14 protein-coding genes and 1 riboswitch are annotated in these 21349 nt (G+C 52.9%); of the genes, 7 read left to right on the top strand and 7 right to left on the bottom strand.

Features of this window, described 5'->3' with window-relative positions:
- Positions 1 to 17 precede the first annotated feature (17 nt).
- Positions 18 to 1289 (bottom strand): VWA domain-containing protein, encoded by a 1272-nt coding sequence (locus tag IPQ00_07920; protein MBL0240485.1) that lies wholly within the window; start codon positions 1287 to 1289, stop codon positions 18 to 20.
- A 276-nt stretch (positions 1290 to 1565) separates the two neighbouring features.
- Between IPQ00_07920 and IPQ00_07915 the strand changes: the two genes are divergently transcribed.
- The 3 genes from IPQ00_07915 (at position 1566) to IPQ00_07905 (ending at position 8194) form a co-directional block, all read left to right on the top strand.
- Complete coding sequence (locus IPQ00_07915; GenBank protein ID MBL0240484.1) at positions 1566 to 3245, top strand: M1 family metallopeptidase; 1680 nt, start codon at positions 1566 to 1568, stop codon at positions 3243 to 3245.
- Positions 3246 to 3287: 42 nt separating this feature from the next.
- A riboswitch (SAM riboswitch) is annotated at positions 3288 to 3362 on the top strand.
- Positions 3363 to 3410: 48 nt separating this feature from the next.
- Complete coding sequence (gene metH / locus IPQ00_07910) at positions 3411 to 6956, top strand: methionine synthase (GenBank protein ID MBL0240483.1); 3546 nt, start codon at positions 3411 to 3413, stop codon at positions 6954 to 6956.
- A 107-nt stretch (positions 6957 to 7063) separates the two neighbouring features.
- Complete coding sequence (locus IPQ00_07905) at positions 7064 to 8194, top strand: saccharopine dehydrogenase NADP-binding domain-containing protein (GenBank protein MBL0240482.1); 1131 nt, start codon at positions 7064 to 7066, stop codon at positions 8192 to 8194.
- 71 nt (positions 8195 to 8265) lie between these two features.
- Here IPQ00_07905 and IPQ00_07900 read toward each other — a convergent pair whose 3' ends face one another.
- Positions 8266 to 11202, bottom strand: coding sequence for a VCBS repeat-containing protein (locus tag IPQ00_07900; protein MBL0240481.1), 2937 nt, complete (start codon positions 11200 to 11202; stop codon positions 8266 to 8268).
- 210 nt (positions 11203 to 11412) lie between these two features.
- Between IPQ00_07900 and IPQ00_07895 the strand changes: the two genes are divergently transcribed.
- The gene (locus tag IPQ00_07895; protein ID MBL0240480.1) at positions 11413 to 12294 is read left to right on the top strand and encodes a 1-acyl-sn-glycerol-3-phosphate acyltransferase; all 882 of its coding nucleotides are present in this window, start codon (positions 11413 to 11415) and stop codon (positions 12292 to 12294) included.
- Complete coding sequence (locus IPQ00_07890) at positions 12294 to 13970, top strand: MFS transporter (GenBank protein ID MBL0240479.1); 1677 nt, start codon at positions 12294 to 12296, stop codon at positions 13968 to 13970. The genes IPQ00_07895 and IPQ00_07890 overlap by 1 nt, the downstream gene beginning before the upstream one ends.
- A gap of 33 nt (positions 13971 to 14003) precedes the next feature.
- On the opposite strand, the gene IPQ00_07885 is transcribed toward IPQ00_07890, so the two are convergent.
- The gene (locus IPQ00_07885; GenBank protein ID MBL0240478.1) at positions 14004 to 15656 is read right to left on the bottom strand and encodes a trypsin-like peptidase domain-containing protein; all 1653 of its coding nucleotides are present in this window, start codon (positions 15654 to 15656) and stop codon (positions 14004 to 14006) included.
- 88 nt (positions 15657 to 15744) lie between these two features.
- Here IPQ00_07885 and IPQ00_07880 point away from each other — a divergent pair, with 88 nt between their 5' ends.
- Both IPQ00_07880 and IPQ00_07875 read left to right on the top strand, forming a co-directional pair.
- Positions 15745 to 16146, top strand: coding sequence for a (2Fe-2S) ferredoxin domain-containing protein (locus IPQ00_07880; protein ID MBL0240477.1), 402 nt, complete (start codon positions 15745 to 15747; stop codon positions 16144 to 16146).
- 12 nt (positions 16147 to 16158) lie between these two features.
- Entirely contained in the window at positions 16159 to 16665 is a 507-nt protein-coding gene (locus tag IPQ00_07875) for a ferredoxin (protein MBL0240476.1), read from the top strand.
- A 273-nt stretch (positions 16666 to 16938) separates the two neighbouring features.
- On the opposite strand, the gene tnpA is transcribed toward IPQ00_07875, so the two are convergent.
- From tnpA to IPQ00_07855, 4 genes are all read right to left on the bottom strand, one after another.
- Positions 16939 to 17376: an IS200/IS605 family transposase gene (gene tnpA, locus IPQ00_07870; protein ID MBL0240475.1), complete on the bottom strand. Its 438-nt coding sequence runs from the start codon at positions 17374 to 17376 to the stop codon at positions 16939 to 16941.
- Positions 17377 to 17511: 135 nt separating this feature from the next.
- Positions 17512 to 18906 carry an NAD(P)(+) transhydrogenase (Re/Si-specific) subunit beta gene (locus IPQ00_07865; GenBank protein ID MBL0240474.1) on the bottom strand — a complete coding sequence of 465 codons (1395 nt, stop codon included), beginning with the start codon at positions 18904 to 18906 and terminating at the stop codon, positions 17512 to 17514.
- The gene (locus IPQ00_07860; GenBank protein MBL0240473.1) at positions 18903 to 20483 is read right to left on the bottom strand and encodes a Re/Si-specific NAD(P)(+) transhydrogenase subunit alpha; all 1581 of its coding nucleotides are present in this window, start codon (positions 20481 to 20483) and stop codon (positions 18903 to 18905) included. Before IPQ00_07860 ends, IPQ00_07865 begins: the two co-directional genes overlap by 4 nt.
- A gap of 285 nt (positions 20484 to 20768) precedes the next feature.
- Positions 20769 to 21266, bottom strand: a complete 498-nt coding sequence (locus tag IPQ00_07855; GenBank protein MBL0240472.1) for a hypothetical protein — start codon at positions 21264 to 21266, stop codon at positions 20769 to 20771.
- Positions 21267 to 21349 lie beyond the last annotated feature (83 nt).

Below are 21349 nucleotides of genomic sequence, written 5' to 3'. Positions count from 1 at the left end.
GCTGGTAGCGATATAGATCACTTCTTTTTCTTTTCTTTCTCGGGCTTTCCGCCGCCCGGCGTGACGTAAAACGGGCGATGCTGTACCTGATACACCTTGTCATCGTAAACGCCGTCACCGTCAACATCGACTTTGACCTCGATCTTCGAACGCGTGCCGGGCGGTTTTTTTTCGGCAAGGTCGTAGGTCAAGCTGTATTGACTGCGCATCAGAGCGTTAATAGACTGCAGATAACTCGGAACCTCAGCCTCGAACGTCATCGGGAAGTGTCGTCCGCCCGACTCACGGGCAAGCGTATTCATAATGTTTTGAGCCATCAGGAATGTCAGCCGTCCGGGACCGCCACTGAGGTCGTCGGTCGCACCCAGACGGCCTTCGTACATCTTATAGAATAGATTGCCGGTGCTGATAATGTATATCGGTACGCCGGCTTCCTGGATGATCCGCCGGGCTTCGTCATAGCCGATCTTGGAGAATGTATCGATGCCTGATGCCACCAGGATTATCGCCTTTCGCTTGGATTTGACCGCGACCATTCCGGCATAATCCGACTTTTCCTCTTTTGATTTTTCAAGCACCACCGAATCTGCCCGGCCGCCGACAAGAGCGAGTTTGAGGGCGTCAAACATAGCGTTTTCGCGAAATGCCGGTCGATTGCGGAGTAACAGGTCGATCGTCGCGCGGATGCGGCCCGGATCATTTGTAAAATCTGTGATCGGCGTCGGTCGGATATCATATGCGATCACCGATGCGTAATCATTTGGCGGCTTGATGAAGTTGGTCATAAACTGAGCAACGGGACGGATCACCTCATACGTGCCCGGGTCGAACTGTCCGCCGCCGGCCGAGCCGAGTATCTCCGTCCACTTGCTATATTCGACAACGAGCGTGACGGTGATCGGTGAATCTGGTGTCGCAAAGCTCGAAATATTTTGTTTGACGCCGTTTTCAAAGATCGCAAAATTTGCTTTGTTTAGGCCGCTGATGATCTGACCCGTCTTTTTGTTGAGGACGACCGCGTCAACAGCAACGACGTTGGTCTCGACCTTTTCGATCGTATCGTCAAAGATCGCGTTTTTTTCTTCCTCACGGATCTTGCGTTCCTCTTCTGCTTTTTTCAGTTCTTCTTCAGTCGGCGGAGTCGGTCGAGTATTCTTTTTTCCACCGCCGGTGTTCGGGTCCGGCTTTTGCGGCTTTGACTGCGCGTTGGCAACGCCCCCGGTGGCCGAGAACAGCAACGAAAACAGGAACAAGTAAGTGGCGAAAGTGCGATAAGCCCGACTTTTCATAGATTTAGCCTTTGTGCTGAACAACAATACTTTAGACACCGATTGTCCGCTTTTGGTTGGATGAAATCAAGATGAATACTTGGCCGGCTCGATAGGTCGGTCGGATGGGGCCTGACCATTGCTCGACAAAGGCGCGGTTTTTGAATAAAGTTTCGATAGACTTTCAGTAGAGGTTTAGAGTCCGAAGTGTGGGATGATCCGTAAAATGGGCAATATCAACGAGCCATTCCCGCACGTTGAACAAGATCCGCGATCGTCCAGCGCGCAATTAATGCTATGAATAATCTCATCAGTTTCGTGAAAGGGCATATTAACGTAATCGGTTTTGCCGCGTGTGTCGTGATCCTTTTGCTTTGTGCCGGACGCGGTGTGGCACAAACTGCTCCGATAACCCGCCAGGCGATGTTGCGAGGGTCGATCACGCCTGAACGCGAATGGTGGGACTTACTGCATTATGACCTTTCCGTGCAGTTCTTGCCTGACACCCGGGAGATCAAGGGTTCGAACGTCATTACGTTCAAATCGCTGAAGCCCGGACGCAAGATGCAGATCGACCTGCAGACGCCGCTTGCGATCACCAAGGTTGTTTACAACGGCGAAGAGCTACAATTTGAGCGTGAAGGGAATGTCTATTGGGTCAAATTTGCTAATGAAATACCGGCGGGCGTCGAAAGCAAGATCGAAATCTCATATGGTGGAAGGCCGACGGCCAGCACCAATCCGCCCTGGAGCGGCGGTGTAACGTGGGGCCGCGACGATCTCGGCGAGCACTACATTACGACGACTTGTCAGGGGATCGGGGCGAGCATTTGGTGGCCGAATAAGGACATCGGTTATGACGAACCCGACCGCGGTATGAAGATAAATATAACCGTCCCGGACAACCTCGTCGCAGTTTCGAACGGCCGTCTCAAAGGGGTCGATCACGATATTAAGAACAAAACAAAGACGTTTCACTGGCAGGTCGTCAACCCGATCAATAATTATGGGGTAAATGCCAACATCGGCAATTACGTGACCTGGACGGAAAAATATCAAGGCGTTGCAGGGCCGCTCGATCTCAGTTATTGGGTTCTTGCACATCAGAAAGCGGTCGCGATGAAGCAATTCAAGGAAGTTCCGCGAATGATGAAGGCCTTTGAGTATTGGTTCGGCAAATACCCTTGGTATGAGGACGGCTACAAACTCGTGTCTGTGTCTTATGCCGGGATGGAGCATCAGAGTTCGGTCACCTATGGTAACTGGTATCGCAATGGCTATCGCGGCCGCGATGTCAGCTTTACGGGCATTGGTTTTAAGTTTGATTTCATCATCGTCCACGAATCCGGGCACGAATGGTTTGGCAACAATATCTCGATGAAGGACGCCGCCGATATGTGGATCCACGAAGGCTTTACCAATTACTCTGAGAATCTATTTGTCGAGTATTACTGGGGCAAAAAGAGCGGCGAAGATTACGTCATCGGCAGTCGTAAGAACATTCGTAACGACAGTCCGATCATCGGCACCTATGGTGCCAATCGTGAAGGCTCGGGCGATATGTATTACAAGGGCGGCAATATGCTGCACACTATCCGTCAGGTTGTCGGCGACGATGTAAAATGGCGGTCGATATTGCAGGGACTGAACAAGGATCTCTGGCATCAGACGGTCACAACGAATCAGGTCGAAACGTACATCTCGCAGCACGCAGGTATTGACCTGAGCAAGGTATTTGACCAGTATCTGCGCGGGACTAAGATACCGCTGTTTCAATACAAGATCGAGAACAATAAATTATCTTTCAAGTACGAACGGGTTGTGAATGGGTTTGCGATGCCTTTGCGGGTTTCGGTCAATGGCAAGGAAGTGGTGATGACGCCGACGGAGTCGATGCAGTCGGTGTCGTATCCTACAGATATCACCTCGGTCGAGGTTAACCGCAATTATCTTGTAGATACGGAAAATCTCAAATGACCGAGCGGTGTTGACCGACACGTATTGAGATTATAAACTTCAATTGTGTTGAGTGGTGAGTTATTGCAACTTGCGGCCACGTAAAATAACCCGCTAAACGGCAAGAGTGGAAACGATAGTTTTATCTAAACTCTGTGCTTAGTTAGCACAGAGTTTTCTATTTTTATGACAGAATTTCTTGATCTACTTAAGGAAAAGATCATCGTCTTTGACGGTGCGATGGGTAGCAACCTGCAGGCACTCGACCTGACGATCGATGATTGGGGCGGACCGAATTTTGAGAATTGTTCGGAGAATCTACTCTATACGCGTCCCGATGCGATCGAAACGGTGCACCGAAGCTTTCTGGATGTCGGATGCGATGTGATCGAGACCAACAGCTTTGGTGGCGGCGAAGTCGTTTTGCAGGAGTTTGGAATTGCAGATAAGACGTACGACGTTAATTTCAAGGCCGCCGAGTTAGCTAAGCGTCTCGCCCGCGAATATTCCACTTATGACAAGCCACGCTTTGTCGCCGGTTCGATCGGGCCGGGCACAAAACTGCCGACTCTCGGCCATATCACTTACACGGCTCTAAAAGACGCGTATCGCGAGCAAGTTCGCGGACTCTACGACGGCGGATCGGACATATTCATAGTCGAAACCTGTCAGGACCTTTTGCAGACCAAGGCGGCACTTGCGGCAATATTCGAATTCTTTGAGGCGCAGAAGATCAAGATCCCGGTCATCGCTCAAGTGACGATCGAGGTTTTCGGCACGATGCTCAACGGTACTGAGATAGGAGCGGCATTGACCGCACTCGAACCGTTTCCGATCGACGTGATCGGTATGAACTGCGGAACCGGTCCAAAGCATATGACCGACAGCTTTCGCTATCTTTGCGAAAATGCTCCGATGGCGGTCAGCGTTTTGCCGAATGCCGGATTGCCGGAGGTTCGCGACGGTGCACAGTATTATGATGAGTCGCCTGAGAGCTTTGCCAAGCAGGTTGAGCACTTTGCACGTGATTTCGGGGCAAATATCGTCGGCGGATGCTGCGGCACTTCGCCTGAACACCTGCGGCAGGTAGTCGAGCGTGTCGGACAGCTTTCGCCAAAAGAGCGGAACGCGAAACTCATCCCTTCCGCGTCGTCGATCTATTTTCAACAACCTTACACGCAGGACGCGTCATTCCTGATCGTCGGCGAACGCGTCAATGCATCGGGCTCCAAGAAAATGCGGGATCTGCTCGACGCTGAGGATTGGGACGGCCTGGTCAATCTCGCCAAGTCGCAGGAAAAAGAGGGAGCTCACATCCTCGACGTCAACGTCGACTTTGTTGGCCGTGACGGCGTTGCCGATATGCACGAACTCGCGTCGAGGCTTGCGACGGCGGTCAAGATACCGCTAATGTTCGACTCGACCGAGTGGGAAAAAATGGAAGCGGGCCTCGAGCACGCCGGGGGCAAGTCACTCTTAAATTCGACAAATTACGAGGACGGCGAACCGCGTTATTTGAAGGTCATCGACATCGCCAAGCGATACGGTGCGGGCATCGTTGTCGGCTTGATCGATGAGGACGGGATGGCGCGGCTCGCGACGGACAAGGTGCGCATCGCTCACCGTGCTTACAAGCAGGCGGTCGAAAACGGTATTTCGCCGCATGACATCTTTTTTGACCCCTTGGCATTGCCGATATCGACCGGGATCGAAGAAGACCGAAAGAATGCCGACGAGACGATCAAGGCGATCCGACAGATCAAGGCCGAGATGCCGGAGGCAAATATTATTCTCGGCGTTTCGAACATTTCATTCGGCCTTAATCCGGCCGCACGCGTGGTACTAAACTCAGTGTTTTTGCACGAGTGCGTCGAGGCCGGGATGAATTCGGCGATCGTCAATGCGTCTAAGATCCTGCCGCTGATGCGGTTTAACGAACACGAGATCGATGTCGCTCGCGACCTTATCTACGACCGGCGAAAATTTGAGGGTGACATCTGCATCTACGATCCGCTCGGCGAATTTTCGACGATGTTCGAGGGCAAGTCGGCGCAGTCGATCAAACCCGACATCTCGAATCTGCCGATCGAGGAAAAGCTAAAGCACCACATAATTGACGGCGAACGCATCGGGCTCGAAGATTCTCTGAAAGTCGCTCTCGAAAAATATCCGCCGCTTGAGATCATCAACGACATTTTGCTAGACGGTATGAAGACGGTCGGCGAACTTTTTGGCTCAGGTCAGATGCAGTTGCCATTTGTACTGCAGTCCGCTGAGTCGATGAAGGCAGCCGTAAAGTTCCTGGAGCCATATATGGAAAAGGCCGAGGGCTCGAACAAGGGCGTTCTCGTCCTCGCAACGGTAAAAGGTGATGTCCACGACATCGGTAAGAATCTGGTCGACATCATTCTTACCAATAACGGCTATAAGGTCGTCAATCTCGGCATTAAACAACCGATAGACGACATTCTGCGTGCGTGGGAGGAGACGGGCGGCGACGCGATCGGTATGAGCGGACTCTTAGTCAAATCAACGCTCGTTATGCGTGACAATCTAGAGCTAATGAATGAACGCGGCATAAAAGTGCCGGTCATCCTCGGCGGAGCCGCACTCAATCGCCGATATGTGGATCAAGACCTGATCCCGCTTTATAACGGAAAGCTCTTCTACGCTCGTGACGCCTTTGACGGCTTGCACGCGATGGACGGTATAACGAGTTTAGAGTCGTCGGGGTCTGATGTCGAGGTCAAATCAGTTGCGATTGGTGAGTCGTCGGAACCCGACGATGCGATCCAGACCGTTGTCGATGTCGAGGACCTCGTCGGTGATGATGCTAAGTTAGGCACTGCCGCCGCCCGAGTTTCGACGCGATCGGCCGGAGACACGACACATACGACCCGGTCGGCCATTTCCACTGATGTCGCTATCCCCAAGGCTCCGTTTTATGGCTCGAAGATAGTTGAAATAACCGATCTGACCAAAGTGTTTGATTTTATCAACGAGACCGCCTTGTTCAAGGGCCAATGGCAGTACAAACAGGGCAAGAAGTCGAAAGAGGAGTACGACGAAATCCTCGAAAGCACGGTTTATCCGAAGTTTGCGGAGGTCAAAGCCAAGGCAATACGCGAAAAACTGCTTGAGGCGAAAGTAGCTTACGGCTATTTTCCGTGTCAGTCGAAAGGCAATGATCTGATCATCTATCAGGATGATGAAAAGACAGAACGCGTGCGATTTACCTTTCCGCGGCAGGCGGTCGAGCAACGGGGAGGCAAGAATCTATGCCTCGCTGACTATTTTGCATCGGTTGAGTCCGGCAAGATCGATGTCGTAGCGTTTGACCTGGTCACTATGGGCCGCAAAGCAAGCGAGCACTCAGCAGAGTTGTTTAAGGCCGACAACTACACGGACTATCTGCTATTTCACGGACTGTCGGTCGAGTCTGCGGAAGCATTGGCCGAGATGTGGCATAAGCGTATCCGAGAAGAACTAGGAATTGCCGGTGATGACGCTCCCGCATTAACAAAGCTTTTCCATCAGGGATATCAGGGATCGCGATACGGATTTGGATATCCGGCGTGTCCCGATATCGAGGATCAGGCAAAACTATTTCAGTTGATCCCCGCCAAAGAAATCGGTGTCGAACTTAGCGAGGAGTTTCAGATGCATCCCGAGCAATCGACCTCCGCGATCATCCTTCACCATCCTGAGGCCAAGTACTTTAACATCGACTAAGGCTCCGAAACAGATCGAAAAAATAGCCGGCATGGCATAGTAGCCAAGCCGGCATTTGCATTGTAGAATTACAGTATTCTTCTAAATTTAATTCTCAATATTCGATTATGAAAAAGACGATATTTATTGCCGGTTCCGGAGGGATCGGTGAGGCGGCTGCACTTTTATTGCGAGAGTGGAGCGATTTTGAGACCACCGTCATTCTTGGCGACGTTGACCAAGGCAACCTGCGAAAGGCACGGGATTTTGTTACGGCTAACTCTGAAAAGCAGACTGCGGTCGAAACCGTCGTGATGGACCGAGAGGGGACGAATGACGAGATGCGATCGGCATTTGAGCGGGCAGATGTCCTGCTCGACTGCTCACCGGGTGGACAGGCTCCGCGGATGGCGGGCTATGCTGTCGAATTCAAGATGCATTATGCCAATCTGACTGAGTACGTTGCCGAAACTGACCAGATCATCAACCTGGCTAAAAATGCCGACACGGGATTTATCCTGCAGACGGGCCTAGCACCTGGGTTTATCAATGTTAAGGCGATGGAACTCTATAATGAGTTCGTTGCTAAATTTGAAAACGAAAAGATCGAACGCCTTGGAATGAAGGTCGGAGCCCTTACGGCCCACGCCCACACACCGCACTTTTACGGATTTACGTGGTCGCCGATAGGCGTTGCGACGGAGTATGTTAAAAACTCAAGAGTGATCCGCGATTTTGCGATCACAGAGCGTCCCGCTCTTTCGTCTCGCGAATTGATCATTATCGGAGCCCGAACATACGAGGCGGATCTGACATCGGGCGGAGCGGCGGATCTGCCGGACTTTTTTGAAGGGAAAGCCCGGCAATTGGATTACAAGACGCTCCGATATGTTGGGCATTACGGATGGGTCGAATCAATAATTGAGACGCTTCCGAAGGACACCGACCTCCCGCACCGTTTGCAGGAGGCGATGATGCAGGCGGTTCCGTCGGTCGAGGATGATCTGGTTCTTGTTCACGCGTCCGTTGACGGTTTTGATGTAACCGGCAGACGGCGAATGATCGAGAAGGCGTACTTTGTCGAACCGCTCGAGATAAACGGTCACAATCTGCGAGCGATCCAGACGACTACCGCGGCGCCGCTCTGTCAATCAGCGATGATGTTGCTGACCGGAGAATACAAGGGCGTGGTACTTCAAAGTCAGATCGATCCAAAGGCGTTTATGGCCGGCAAGTTCGTGTCGAAGATATACGGGTAACCATTGGCTTAAGTGAAATAAAAAAGCGGGGCGAATCTGATTCGCCCCGCTTTTCTGCTTTTGAGACCCGCCTACGGGATATATGCATTAGGTGTCGCGAGGTCACCGGCGATACCAAAGGCCTGGATCAGGACGCCTGCCGTGGTGCGGTTGACGTACCACGTGTTGGTCGATGGGCGGAAAACGGCGGCGTCAATCTTGTTGTCGCCGTCATAGTCTCCCGGTACCGGTGAGTCACCGGTGGACCCGAACGCAAAAGCGTAAAAGGTCAAATTCTCGCTTCTGAGAACGTACCATTCACCTGTCGACGGTCTGAAGAATGCCGCATCTGCCTTTCCGTCACCCGTGAAATCACCCTGAACAGGCCGATCGGTCGAGCTACCGAATGCATATGCAACTACAGTCAGATCCGAACTGCGTCTGATCCACCATTGGCCGGAAGCCGGACGGAAGATGGCGATGTCGGCTTTGCCGTCACCGTCATAGTCCGCGATCGCGGGTTTGTCGCCCGAGGCGCCGAATCCGATGATATCTGTGCCGCCGGTCGATTTCTGAATGTACCAGGTGTTGGTTGACGGGCGGAAGACCGCCGAGTCCGTCTTGTTGTCGCCGTCATAGTCGGCGGGAACTGGTGTGTCCGTGCTCGAGCCAAACGGGTAGGCGTAAAACGAGAAGTCCTCGCTGCGCAGTACGAACCACTGTCCGGTGGATGGACGCCAGAATGCAAAGTCCGTCTTGTTGTCGCCGGTGTAGTCGCCGGGGACGATGCGGTCAGTGGACGTGCCGAAAGCCGCGGCAGCGTTGCCGCCCGTCGATGATTTCAGATACCACCATTCGCCCGGGCCCGGACGGAAAACGGAGAGATCCGTTTTGTCATCGCCATCGTAATCAAACGGAGCCTTGAGGTTACTCGTCGCCGCATTGACGCTAAAGTTAACGTCTGACATATCGAAGAATATCTTACCTTCACCTTCGACCTTTATTCGGGCCTGTGACGTCGTCACGTTTGGAATTGTGACGGTTTCCGTGCCGTCATTGGCGGTACTGCCTAGAATGGTCGTGGGGAATGTCAGGCCGCCGTCCGTCGAGAAAGAGATCTTGACCGTAGCGGCACTGACCGGAGCGGCAGTCGTGTTGCTAACGCTCCACGTTACAGTCTGTGATGAACCTCCTGCCCAAGTGACGGCTGTATTTGGGGCAGTGACGTTGAACGGTCCGGAATTGCCGTCAACTTTGACGGTTGCGGTTGCTGTATTGATACCGCCGCCGTTGGCACGATTGTCGCGGACAACGACCTGGAACGTAAGTGAACGCGTCATCGCCGACATCAGTTCGCCGGTCAAATATCCGCCGGTCGTACTCGGCGGTACGTTTGCATTGGTCCGAATGTACTGGAGCGAAGGGAAGTAACGCGTCGGGTCGGTTGTCGGATCGTAGTTGCGGAAAAGCGGGCGAGCAATGCCGTCGGCATCGCTATTCGGAACAGTTGATGCAGCTCCCGTGGTTCCGCCGGCATTGTACTGCTGCCAGTCGTACGTGAGCGTATCGCCATTCGCGTCAGCTCCGGCGGCCGTTAGCGAGAAAGGCGTCTGTTTCGGAATGTCATAGGTGGTGCCGGCAGGAATGGTCACGGTCGGAGGCGTATTGCCCGTCGGTGTCTGTACCGAACAAGCGTTACCATTGTTTACCTGACTGAATGCAACGATGACTTCCAGGCTGCGGACGTGCATCGTGTCGATGCTGTGCGCGGCCAGGTTCTGATTGCCACAGATGCCTGCGTACGCCATCACCGTAACTCCGCTGCCGGGCTCAAATGAATTGGAGTTACTCCGGTTGCCGCCGCCGCAACTGCTGACATTACCGTTAAAGGTGTGATTGGAGCCCCATTGGTGGCCCATTTCGTGAGCAACATAATCGATCGCAAAAGGATCACCGACCGGATTGGGCAAGCCAGTCGTTCCCGCTCCCTTTGATCCGCCACACGGTGAGTTAAGCTGTGCAACACCGCCGCTGCCGGTGGTGAAAACATGGCCGATATCGTAATTTGCCGTGCCGATGACTGTGTTAAGGTTTCCGGTATTGACGTCGATGTCCGACGACGAGTTGGCGTACGGGTCATTTGCAGACGTGCACGCAGTGCCGCCAGTAGCGACCGGGCAAGTTGTGTTGTTGCCTGCGTAAACGATCAGGTCGTTATTTGCGACAACGACCATTCGCAGTGCGAGGTCGCGCTCATATACGCCATTTACGCGATTCATTATTAAAACTTGAGCTGCGAGGCATCCCGCGACGGTGTTACCACCGGCGGCAGAGCAGTATTCCCAATTTGCTGCCAGAGCAAGTCGATAGGTGCGAAGGGTTGCTCCGGAAGTTACCTCCGGAGCCATTGACGACATAAATTGTGTCGCGTCAAAGTCGCCGGGCCTGATCGCTTGGTCAAAATCTTTGCCTACAAATTCGCAGATGAATTGCTCCGTCGACCGGGCATCATTCTTGCGGTAGCTTATGTAGTTTTCAGCATCGCCTACCGAATACGGATCGATCACTATCGAACCTCGAGGTGTCATTATATAAGCGTGAAATCCTGTGGGCAGCATGTCGAAGCGCACCGTCGAGGTCGGATCGTCGACGCCCTGTCCGCGATATGTCGCAGTAAGCTCAGGATATTTATCTGCTAAACCCTGCTCGACGACCATCGAATGTTCTATCCGAAACCGTTGAAACGAACCGTCGGGCATCGGCAAGGTCAGAATGACCTCCGACGGTGCACTCGAGAACTCTTCCGGTGCACTCTTGAGAATACTCTTTAATGCGGAGGCGTTGACACTGAATGCCCCATACGATTTGATCTCGACCGGACGGTTGGCTCCCGTTAGCTTGATCGGAGAGTCGTCGATCTTGGTCCAAACCTTGTCGGCCGAGACCGGTTCGACCGCAAAGATCGAGCTCGTAAATGTAAGGATCGCTGCCAGAATTAGCGAGGCAGAGCCGAATTTCATAATCTTCATAAATTTAAAGTAGCTAGTGATTTTGCAGTAACAATGCCGACACTCGAGTCGGAGGATGGCGAAAACGTTCTGATTACTAGAGCTTTGTAGATTGTAGTGTCAAAATTAATTATCGGAATATCGTATTAGAATCTGAGTAAAAAGTCCACAAAAATCAATGGGTATCGGGTTTTTTGTCAGCCTCAAGGGTGCTAAACTTACGCTTTGCATATGGCTCCGATCAGCGAAAATACCAGTTTGGAAAAGATGCCTGCGGCCGAAATGGCTCCGCTTGTGCCGGAACCGGCCGAGATCGGGGCGATCGGTACCGTCGATCGTGCCGGGTTTTGGTTGACACACCGTATGAATCTTGGCCGTTGGAAACGGTTGATGACATTCGGTCAGCGACATATCGGATCGCTTTGGATCTACCTTGCGACCTACAATCTTATGAACGTTTTCGGCCTCGAAAACGTGGAAGATGCCGATCCCGAAGTCCCGCTGGTGCTAGTCGCTAATCATCGTTCATTTTTTGATATGTACACGGTGTCGAGCGTGCTCTTTCGACGAATGCGGCGCCCGATCACGCTGTATTTTCCGGTCAGGGCCAAATTCTTTTATACCAGCCCGCTCGGTTGGGTTGTTAACCTCGTTATGGGCTGGTTTTCGATGTATCCTCCGTTTTTCCGTGAGGAACGCGAGGCAGTTAAACGCGAATTCGACAAGTACTCGATGCGAAGGCTCGTTCAGCTTTGCCAGAGCGGCACCGGCCACGTCATTGGTTTTCACCCCGAAGGGAAGCGGAACCTAACCGGCGGGCCATACGAATTTTTGCCCGCACAACCCGGTATCGGCAAGGTTATTTACTCAGCCAGACCGCAAGTGATACCCGTATTTATCGCGGGCCTCGGCAACGATCTCCCGAAGCAGATATTTGGAAACTGGACCGGCGGTGAAAAGGTGCGTATCTGGTTTGGTGAAAAAGTGGATCTCAGCGAGTTTTACGCCAAAACAGACCGATTGCGAACCCACAAAGAGATATCGGACCGACTGATGGCCAAGATAAGCGAGCTTGCTGACAAAGATCGGGCCGAATTTGAAGTACCAAACTAATGCCGGCGAAATATTCAAAGCAAATTATAGATAACGACCTCCCGCGTCTGCAGATGTCTCCTCGTCGGCGTTGGGCAGTGACGATCGGTGTTATGACCGGTATGGCGATCGCCGCTCTCGAGGCTACGGTCGTCGGGACCGCGATGCCGACCGTTATCGCCGCACTGGGCGGGATCAGTTATTACAGTTGGGTATTTTCGGCATATCTGGTCACCTCGACGGTCACGGTTCCGGTCTGGGGCAAATTGTCGGATCTGTACGGCCGCCGATTGCTTTATCAGGTGGGCATCGGCATTTTTTTGCTTGGTACACTGCTTTCCGGGTTCGCGGGGTCGATGACTCAATTGATCATATTTCGTTCGATCCAAGGGCTCGGCGCCGGAGCTCTGGTGCCGCTCGGGATGACGATCATCGGTGATATTTTCACGCTTAGAGAGCGAGCCAAGATGCAGGCCTATTTCAGCGGTGTATGGGGACTCTCAAGCATTGTCGGCCCGGTGGTCGGTGGATTTGTTACTGACCAGATATCGTGGCGTTGGGTGTTTTTTATCAACGTCCCGGTCGGGATCCTGGCTGCACTCATCATCGGACTGTCGCTTAAAGAACCTAAACTCGAAGAACGGCCATCGATCGACTATTTCGGTGCGGCGACCCTGATGGGGGCGATCAGCCTATTGATGCTGTCACTGGTCGAGGGCGGGTCGACACTCGAGACCATCCTTGCACCGTTAAATTTGTTGACGATAGCCGGCGGCATTAGCCTGCTTGCTCTATTCGTTTTCTTCGAAATGCGGGCGACGGATCCGATCATTCCGTTTCGTTTGTTTCGCAATCGAACGATATCTGTTTCGATCACCGCGGGATTCTTAGCCGGTATTGCGATGTTCGGCGGAATTTCATTTATACCGCTTTTTGCTCAGGGAGCACTCGGTATGACTGCAACCAAGGCCGGTTCGCTGCTGACACCGCTGATGCTGAGTTGGGTCCTGATGTCGATCATCGGCGGCCGAATTCTCTTGCGGGTCGGATATCGTGTAATGGTGATCGCAGGCTTTCTGACAATGACCGCCGGATTTGTGCTGATCTCCACATTTCATCGCGAAACGGCCACTTTTTGGCTCTATATCTACCTGATGATGATCGGTTCCGGGCTGGGGCTGACGATGCTGACACTATTGATCGCCGTACAGCAGGCCGTCGTACGTACGCAATTGGGAGTCGCCACATCACTAAACCAATTTACCAGGGCGATCGGCGGAGCGATCGGAGTTGCCGTAATGGGAGCAGTTTTGACGGCAGGGCTTGCGTCCCAGCTAAGGGCCGCGGCCAGCGGTGCTGAGCACCTTTTGACCGCCGAACAGGCCGAACGCTTTGCGTCGAATCCGAGTGCATTGATCGACCCGGCCGCAAGGGCTAGCGTACCCGACGATATTTTGATCGTTCTCCAAGATTCTATGGCGGCGGCGATGCAACCGGTCTTTATAGTTGGTGCGGGCGTGTGTGTCGTCGGGTTGTTTGTCGTCTTTTTCTTGCCGGGTCATCGACCCGAAGATGCTGAGAGTGAGTCCGACGAAAATTGCGGCGAGACACTCTTAATGGCCGAGCAGACGACAATTAACTCCAGAAATCAGGTCAGCGTGAAGCCGGTTAGAAGTAGTGGCGGCGAACAGCCCTGATCGAGAAAGCGATTAGTGCGAACTGCGACACTTCTATTGTGGCTTTCCGGACGCGGCGGTATTCGCATTTGAATCCGTTGATGTGGGGTGCGAGTCAGAGTCGGCTTCCTTCTGGATCTCTTCGGGTGTTTTCCAACCCGCCTTTCTGAGCAGTTCGACCGCGTACCTTATCGGTACAGCCATATTCGCTGCAGTGTTTTCAGTAAAAATACCAAAATTCACACCGATGACCTTACCTGATTGCCCAAACAGCGGAGCACCGGAACCGCCCTCGGCCGTCTTGGCATCGTGGACAATGCGTTTAGCGTCGAGGTCGGTGATCGCACCTTGCGTTGTGAGCGGTACTATTTTTTGCGACTGAGCCAGAAAGTTGATCAGATTTTGCCGCGAGTTGCCAAATCGTGAATTTATCGACTTAGCTTCGTCGTCATCGACCATCGCCAGCAGGCGGTCGGGTCCGCTCGGGTATCCCATCGTCACCACCGTTTTGCCGATCGCCGCCGAATCGGTATCGACGTCGATCGGGATCACCGGAAACGCGGCCGGAAGCGATGTCGGATCGATCATACTGATCGAAATATCCTCACGATTACCAAGTTCTTTGACCTTTAACGGAAAGGGTTGGGCGATATTTGGGAAATAGATGACAAGGCGCTTTACACGAGCACGGCCATTTGCGATAGCCATCATCTGCTTGACCTGGTCGTCTTCTTCCCACGGTTGCATAACGTGGCGATTTGAGACGATATATCCGCCGCCGACGTAAAAGCCCGTGCCGATAAAGTCGTATTCTACCGGCGAACCGTTGCCTTCGGTCGTCAGCCCGATAGCGGGCGAGATCGGTGGCGCCGACGGGTCTTCCGATTGGTTCGGTTCGTATGGATTGGGGCGAAAGGCCTGCGGATCGGCATAACGCAGCACCTTGCCGCTGCGTTTATCAACGAGGTCATAGACGCCGACGACCAGACAAACCGCGCCACCATATTCGACCCTCAGATTCGGGGCTAGCGAGACGGTCTTTATCAGGTCCTTATTGGTCTTATCGAGTTGGCCAAGTTGGTCGTTCGTCTGGCCGAGCTTTGCCTCAAGCTTTCGGATGATATCGCTCTGCTGTTCGGACTGTTTGCGGCTCTCACGGAGTTCGCGATTCACGGCAAAGCCGATGTAAAAGAGCCCCGTCAGAAATGCAACGATAAGAACGAGCGTGATGAGCTTAGTGGTGACCGACACCTCACGCATCAATTCACGCGAGAATTCGCGTAAGAAAGCCTTGGCGTCATCGCGTTTAGCCGAAGATGCCGACTCCATCGCGGCGTCCTCGATAAAGCGTGAGATAAATGGTTGGTCCCGATTGGTCGTGATCAGCGCCGATTTGTTTTCGAGCGAAAAGAAAGCAAATGATACGTCTGATTCGCCGACCTTCACAATGTCACCGTCGCTTACGGCAATATAACGCCGGATGGGTTTGTCGTTGATCGAAAGTTCGAGCAAAGGGTCAAACTCGATGACGCGGTACACGCCGTCGGTGTTTTCGATCTCGAACCAGACCGCCGCCGCATCCGAAAGGCGCGAACGTATCTGCAGATCAGAGGTTTCGTCTGACCCGATCCTGATCCTATCTTGGGAGAAAAATTCTGTGCGTTTTTCTGTCCCGACAGCGATGTGAATGATAATTCCGACAGCCATTTTCCGCGCGTCCGCTTTGATGAAATTCTAACATAATTGAACGCGCGTCGGATGTGAATTTGCGTACGGCGTGGCAAAATAAATATGTATGGGAAAACCGAAATTTATTGAAGACCGCGAGCAACTCGAAAAGCTCGCCCCGATGCTCAAGGCTCGGATCAAAAGGCAGGTATTTGTTTGCACGGGCAAATCCTGTTCGGCAGTCGGCGGACAGAAGGTAATGGCGGAATTCGATCGGATCCTAACCGAAAAAAGCTTGCGAAACGGCAAAGAATCGAAAGGTCGCAACCCGATGGGCGAGATCGTCCTCACCGAATGCGGCTCCATCGGATTCTGCTCGATCGGCACCGCCGTTATGGTCCACCCCGACGGCACAATGTACGGACAAGTAATGCCCGAAGACGTCCCCGAGATCATCGAAGAACATCTTGAGAAGGGAAATGTGGTCAAAAGGCTGGCGTTGATGGAAATTCCAACAGATCAAGACTGAGGTGAGTGGGAAATGCAAAGATCTGTGCTGAGTTCATTGGTGATTGCGGCGATAGCGGTGCTACTGACGTTGTGTGTATGCGTTTTAGTGGCACCTTTTCTTTACTCCGGCCAGTGCAAACCGGACTTCTTCACTCAGGCTGGTTGTACTGAGATCGGATTATTTCTCGGAGTGCTTGCCGCACCGCTTTCCGCAGGGGCCGCATATGTGATTTGTCGCAAAGGCTGGCGCATAAAAGCAGAACCTTACGAGTCGATATTTGTGCCAACGCTCCATCCGAAGCAAGTCCCCGGCAAATACTGGATAGATGCAAATACGTGTGTGTCCTGTGATTCGTGTTCATACGAAGCTCCGAACAATATTTGTCGAGAAGACTATGACGGGAATTACACAGCGTACGTTTACCGTCAGCCGGAAACCCCCAAAGAAGTTGACGACTTGCGGGAGGCGATGAATGGTTGCCCCGTAGGAGCAATCAGTGACACGGGAACGGACAAAGTTCTCCAAACGTCCAATTAGTAAATGCGAAACGTCGTTGATAATACACCAACTTCGGTATTATCAACGACGATAGGTATCGAAAACTACGGGGTTTTCTTTTTCTTGGTGAGGCCGGATTTGCGTGCGGATTTGCGGACGAAGCCCATTGCGCCGTAATGACCGCCGAGCAAGCGAGATGGATTCAGTCTGCGGAGCAGACGCCAATAACTTTAGCCCCATGTGGAGCGAAGCGAAACGTGGGGTTTATGGCCGGAGATCGACCGAGCGTGTGGAACACGCGGCATACATACCTCAATCCCATAAATACCGCTCGTCAAACTCGACATTGTGCAGGCGAAGCAATTCTTTATATTCGACTTCGAAACTCTTGTGTTTATGATGCTCTTTCTGATCTCTGATATATTTTCGAACAGCTTCGGATGCGGACTCGCTAACGGTAAATCCGCCGTAACGCCTCTGCCATGAAAACTTAGGTTGGTGTCTTTTCGCCCATTTAGAGGAGCCTGCTTTTAGTTCCCGCATAAAGTCAGGAAAAGGCGGTAGAGGTTTCAAACGTACAAGCAGATGAACATGTTCCGGCATTCCATTAATTTCAATCGCTTCGCCGCCATGATTCTTAATGATGCCGCCGAGATATTTGTGTAGTTCGGTCTCCCAGGATTCCGCGATCAAAGGTATGCGATCCTTTGTTCCAAAAACGATGTGGTAAAGGAAATGAGTGTGCGACATATGTCGATCTCGCGTGTTCCACACGCTTGGGGTTGTATATTTGCCCAACCACACATTCCGCCTTCGGCTGCATGTGTAGCTAAAGTTATTTCGTCTGCTCCGCAGACTTTCTGAGAGGAAAGCTCCTTTTAACCCTTAACTCCGCATCTCCGTCAGTATCTCATCCACGACCTTTTTAGCGTCGCCGAAGAGCATCAGCGTGTTGTCTTTGTAGAAGAGTGGGTTATCGACGCCGGCGTAGCCGCTGGCCATCGAGCGTTTCATAACGATCACGTCGCGGGCTTCCCAAACGTGGAGGACCGGCATTCCGGCGATGGGCGAACCCGGATCGTCGAGAGCTGACGGATTGACGATGTCGTTGGCACCGATGACCCAAGCGACGTCAGTGCCCTTAAACTCCTCGTTAATCTCGTCCATTTCAAATACGATGTCGTACGGAATATTTGCCTCAGCCAGCAAGACGTTCATATGTCCCGGCAGACGGCCGGCGACCGGATGGATCGCGAATTTGACCTCGATATTCTTTTCCTTAAGGATCTTGCAGACTTCAGCGAGCGAATGCTGTGCTTGTGCGACAGCGAGTCCGTAGCCCGGAATGATAATTATCTTGCGAGCCTGCAGAAGTAGTTCGGATGCTCCGGGGGATTCGATCGGGTGAACTTCGCCGACGGGTTCGCCGCTCTTTGTCGCGACGGTGCCGCCCTCAGTGCCGAATCCGCCGAGCATTACGCTGACGAACGAGCGGTTCATGCCCTTGCACATAATGTAGCTGAGGATCGCTCCGCTTGACCCTACGAGTGCACCGGTGACGATGAGCAAGTCGTTGCTGAGCATAAAGCCCGCCGCCGCCGCCGCCCAACCCGAATAGCTGTTGAGCATCGAAACGACCACCGGCATATCGGCTCCACCGATCGCCATTACGAAATGGAGTCCTAGAATAAACGTAATTACCGTCGCGGCGATCAGGTAATTGAGGCCTGCGGTGTCCGGCGACGTTACAAAAAGTACGCCGAGGACGACCGTTGCGATAAGCATCGCAAGATTTATAAAATGGCGTCCGGGGATCATCAAAGGTTTGCCGGAGAGCGTGCCCTGCAGTTTTAAGTATGCGATCACCGATCCGGTAAACGTAACCGCACCGATCGCAACTCCGATAAATGTCTCGACAAGGTGGACCGTGATCTCGTCCTTAGCGATCTCGGTCGTGCCCAGATACGTGCCAAAACCGACCAGCACGGCCGCGAGGCCGACAAAGCTGTGCAGCATTGCGACGAGCTGAGGCATCGACGTCATTTGAACGCGGGCAGCCAAAACGGCTCCAATGACAAGGCCCGGGATCAGGGCTCCCGCCAACAGGATGTAATTGCCGTCCTTAATGGCAAAGACCGTCGCCACCAGAGCGATCAACATACCGATGATGCCGTATATATTTCCGCGGCGAGCGGTTTCCTGTCTGGAAAGGCCACCGAGGCTTAGGATAAACAACGCACTCGCGGCGATGTATGCGACTGTGATTAAACTCTCTTTCATTTTCTAAACATCGCCAACATGCGATTGGTGACTAAAAAGCCGCCAGCAATATTGATCGAGGCGAGCAAAACAGCGACCGCACCGAGCACGGCCGTCGCGTTAAATGTGGTACCCGAAAGCTGGAGCATTCCGCCAACGAGAATAATGCCGCTGATGGCGTTGGTTACGCTCATCAGTGGAGTGTGCAATGCCGGTTTGACGTTCCAAACGACTTGGAATCCAACAAAGATCGCCAGCATAAACACCGTGAAATGTGATAGTTTGCCCTCAGGGACCACGAGGCCGAGACCGAGTAATACGAGTCCGATGAAGATCATCGTAACCGGGCTGATACCTTCGCCTTCGCCGTGCCCGTGGGCCGTTGCCTTGGCCACGGCGACGCTTGCCATACTCTTGGTCGGCACGCCGGGCTCAGGCGGTGCCGGCGGTGTCGGTGGTGCCGGCGGAGGCCACATCATTTTGCCTTCGTGGAGGACGATCGCACCTCGAACGACCTCGTCATCGAGATCAACGTGGATCTCCTCGCCCTTGGTCAGATCTCCGAGCAGGGCGACTATGGTCGCACCATACAATTGGCTCGACATACTCGCCATTCTTGATGGCAGATCCGTGTAGCCGACGATCGTCACGCCCTTATGGTTGGCGATCTCGCCGGGCTTTGTCAAAACGCAATTACCGCCTTGTTCGGCCGCCAGATCGACGATCACCGAACCGGGCTTCATCGATTCGACCATACCCTGTGTGATGAGTTTGGGTGCAGGTTTTCCGGGGATCAATGCGGTGGTGACGATGATGTCCACCTGCATCGCCTGGGCGGCAAATAGTGCCATTTCCGCTTTGAGAAAGTCGTCGGACATCTGCTTGGCGTATCCGCCCTTGCCCTCACCCTCTTCTTTGACCTTGACCTCGAGCTCGAGGAACTCGGCTCCCATCGACGCGACTTGTTCCTTGGTGGCTGATCGCGGGTCAAATGCCCGCACGATCGCTCCGAGTCCTTTGGCGGCACCGATCGCCGAGAGTCCGGCAACGCCCGCACCAATGACCAAGACCTTGGCCGGATCGATCCGGCCCGCGGCAGTTATCTGTCCGGTAAAGAAACGAGGGAAGTTGTTTGCCGCCTCGATGATCGCTCGATAGCCGGCAATATTTGCCATTGCCGAGAGCGTATCCATTTTCTGCGCACGCGATATGCGCGGCACGCAGTCCATACCGAATACCGTCACCTTTCGCTTTGCCAGCAGGTCGAGTACCTCGCGATTCTGCGCCGGCCAGATAAAGCCGATCAACCACGCACCCTTTTTGATCAGATCTGCCTCGTGGACACCAAGTTCCTTATTTTGTTCCGGTGGGCGAACCTTCATTATCAGGTCTGAGGCTGCCCAGAGTTCCCGGGTACCATCAATTACGGTCGCTCCGGCCTCACGATATTCGCTGTCGATGCAATTGATGCCGTGTCCGGCGTGTGACTCGACGACGACCTCAAATCCGAGCTTTTTTAGCTTAAGAATGGTTTGCGGCGTCGCAGCAACGCGCTTTTCGCCGGGATGGATCTCTTTGGGGATACCGATTGTGGTCATAATAAGAGTTAAATATATAGAACATCGACGGCACCTGCAAAACGCCGCCTGACTTTCAGTTGTACCGTGCTAAATATCCGTTGCCGCCCGCGTCTCAGTATGCGACAAATGCCACTTGGAAAATAGGAGTTACCTCCATCCAAAGTGACCGCCCGCTCGTAGCGTACTTAAATATAGTCGCCGATATGCGGGGCTCGTTATGTGACGCTAATCACAGTTTGAAATAGAAATCCGGTTTTGTTAGAAAAAGTATTTCGTCTTTTGGCCTATCCGCATAAATGCTCCCTATTTGGGGATCATTTGCATTGTGATAATGATCGTCGCATCACCGCCGGCAGTACGATTATACGAAACCCAGAAACCGGCGGACGGATAGCGCACGAGTCTATATATAGAGCCGTCAGATTCTTTCTTGACGTCCTCGCCAAGAACAGCTTTGGTGGTCGGAGCCATTTTGAGGCTTCCCGAGTAGTTTACGGTTATCGACTTGACCGTTTGCGACTTATCGTAGAGTACCTGGACTGATTCGGTGTCGGAGATCGTGTAAAAGTCACCGGAATTTGATCGTTGACTTGATTCGCCCAGTTTCGCACGGGCATCGTCCTGTGACATCCCGACCGTGACACCTTTATACGACGTGTAAACAGGCTGAGGGTCTTCCGGGGTTGGCATCGCAGTAGGATCGACCGCGGCGGCCGATGCCCAAAATGAATCCGTTAGCTGCGACCCGCCAAATACAACCAATGCGACAGTGAACGCCGCCAAAATCCCGATAAGTTTCATTACAAAAGATCTCCGTATAATTACAATATTGCTCTAGGGAGTGCAAATCATCGACGCGCCGACGATCTCAAAAAATATTCTTA

The sequence above is a fragment of the Chloracidobacterium sp. genome, from assembly GCA_016720705.1.
GTDB lineage: Bacteria > Acidobacteriota > Blastocatellia > Pyrinomonadales > Pyrinomonadaceae > OLB17.
The sequence above is the reverse complement of the archived record's forward strand: the minus strand, read 5'-3'. Positions and strand labels throughout refer to the sequence as shown.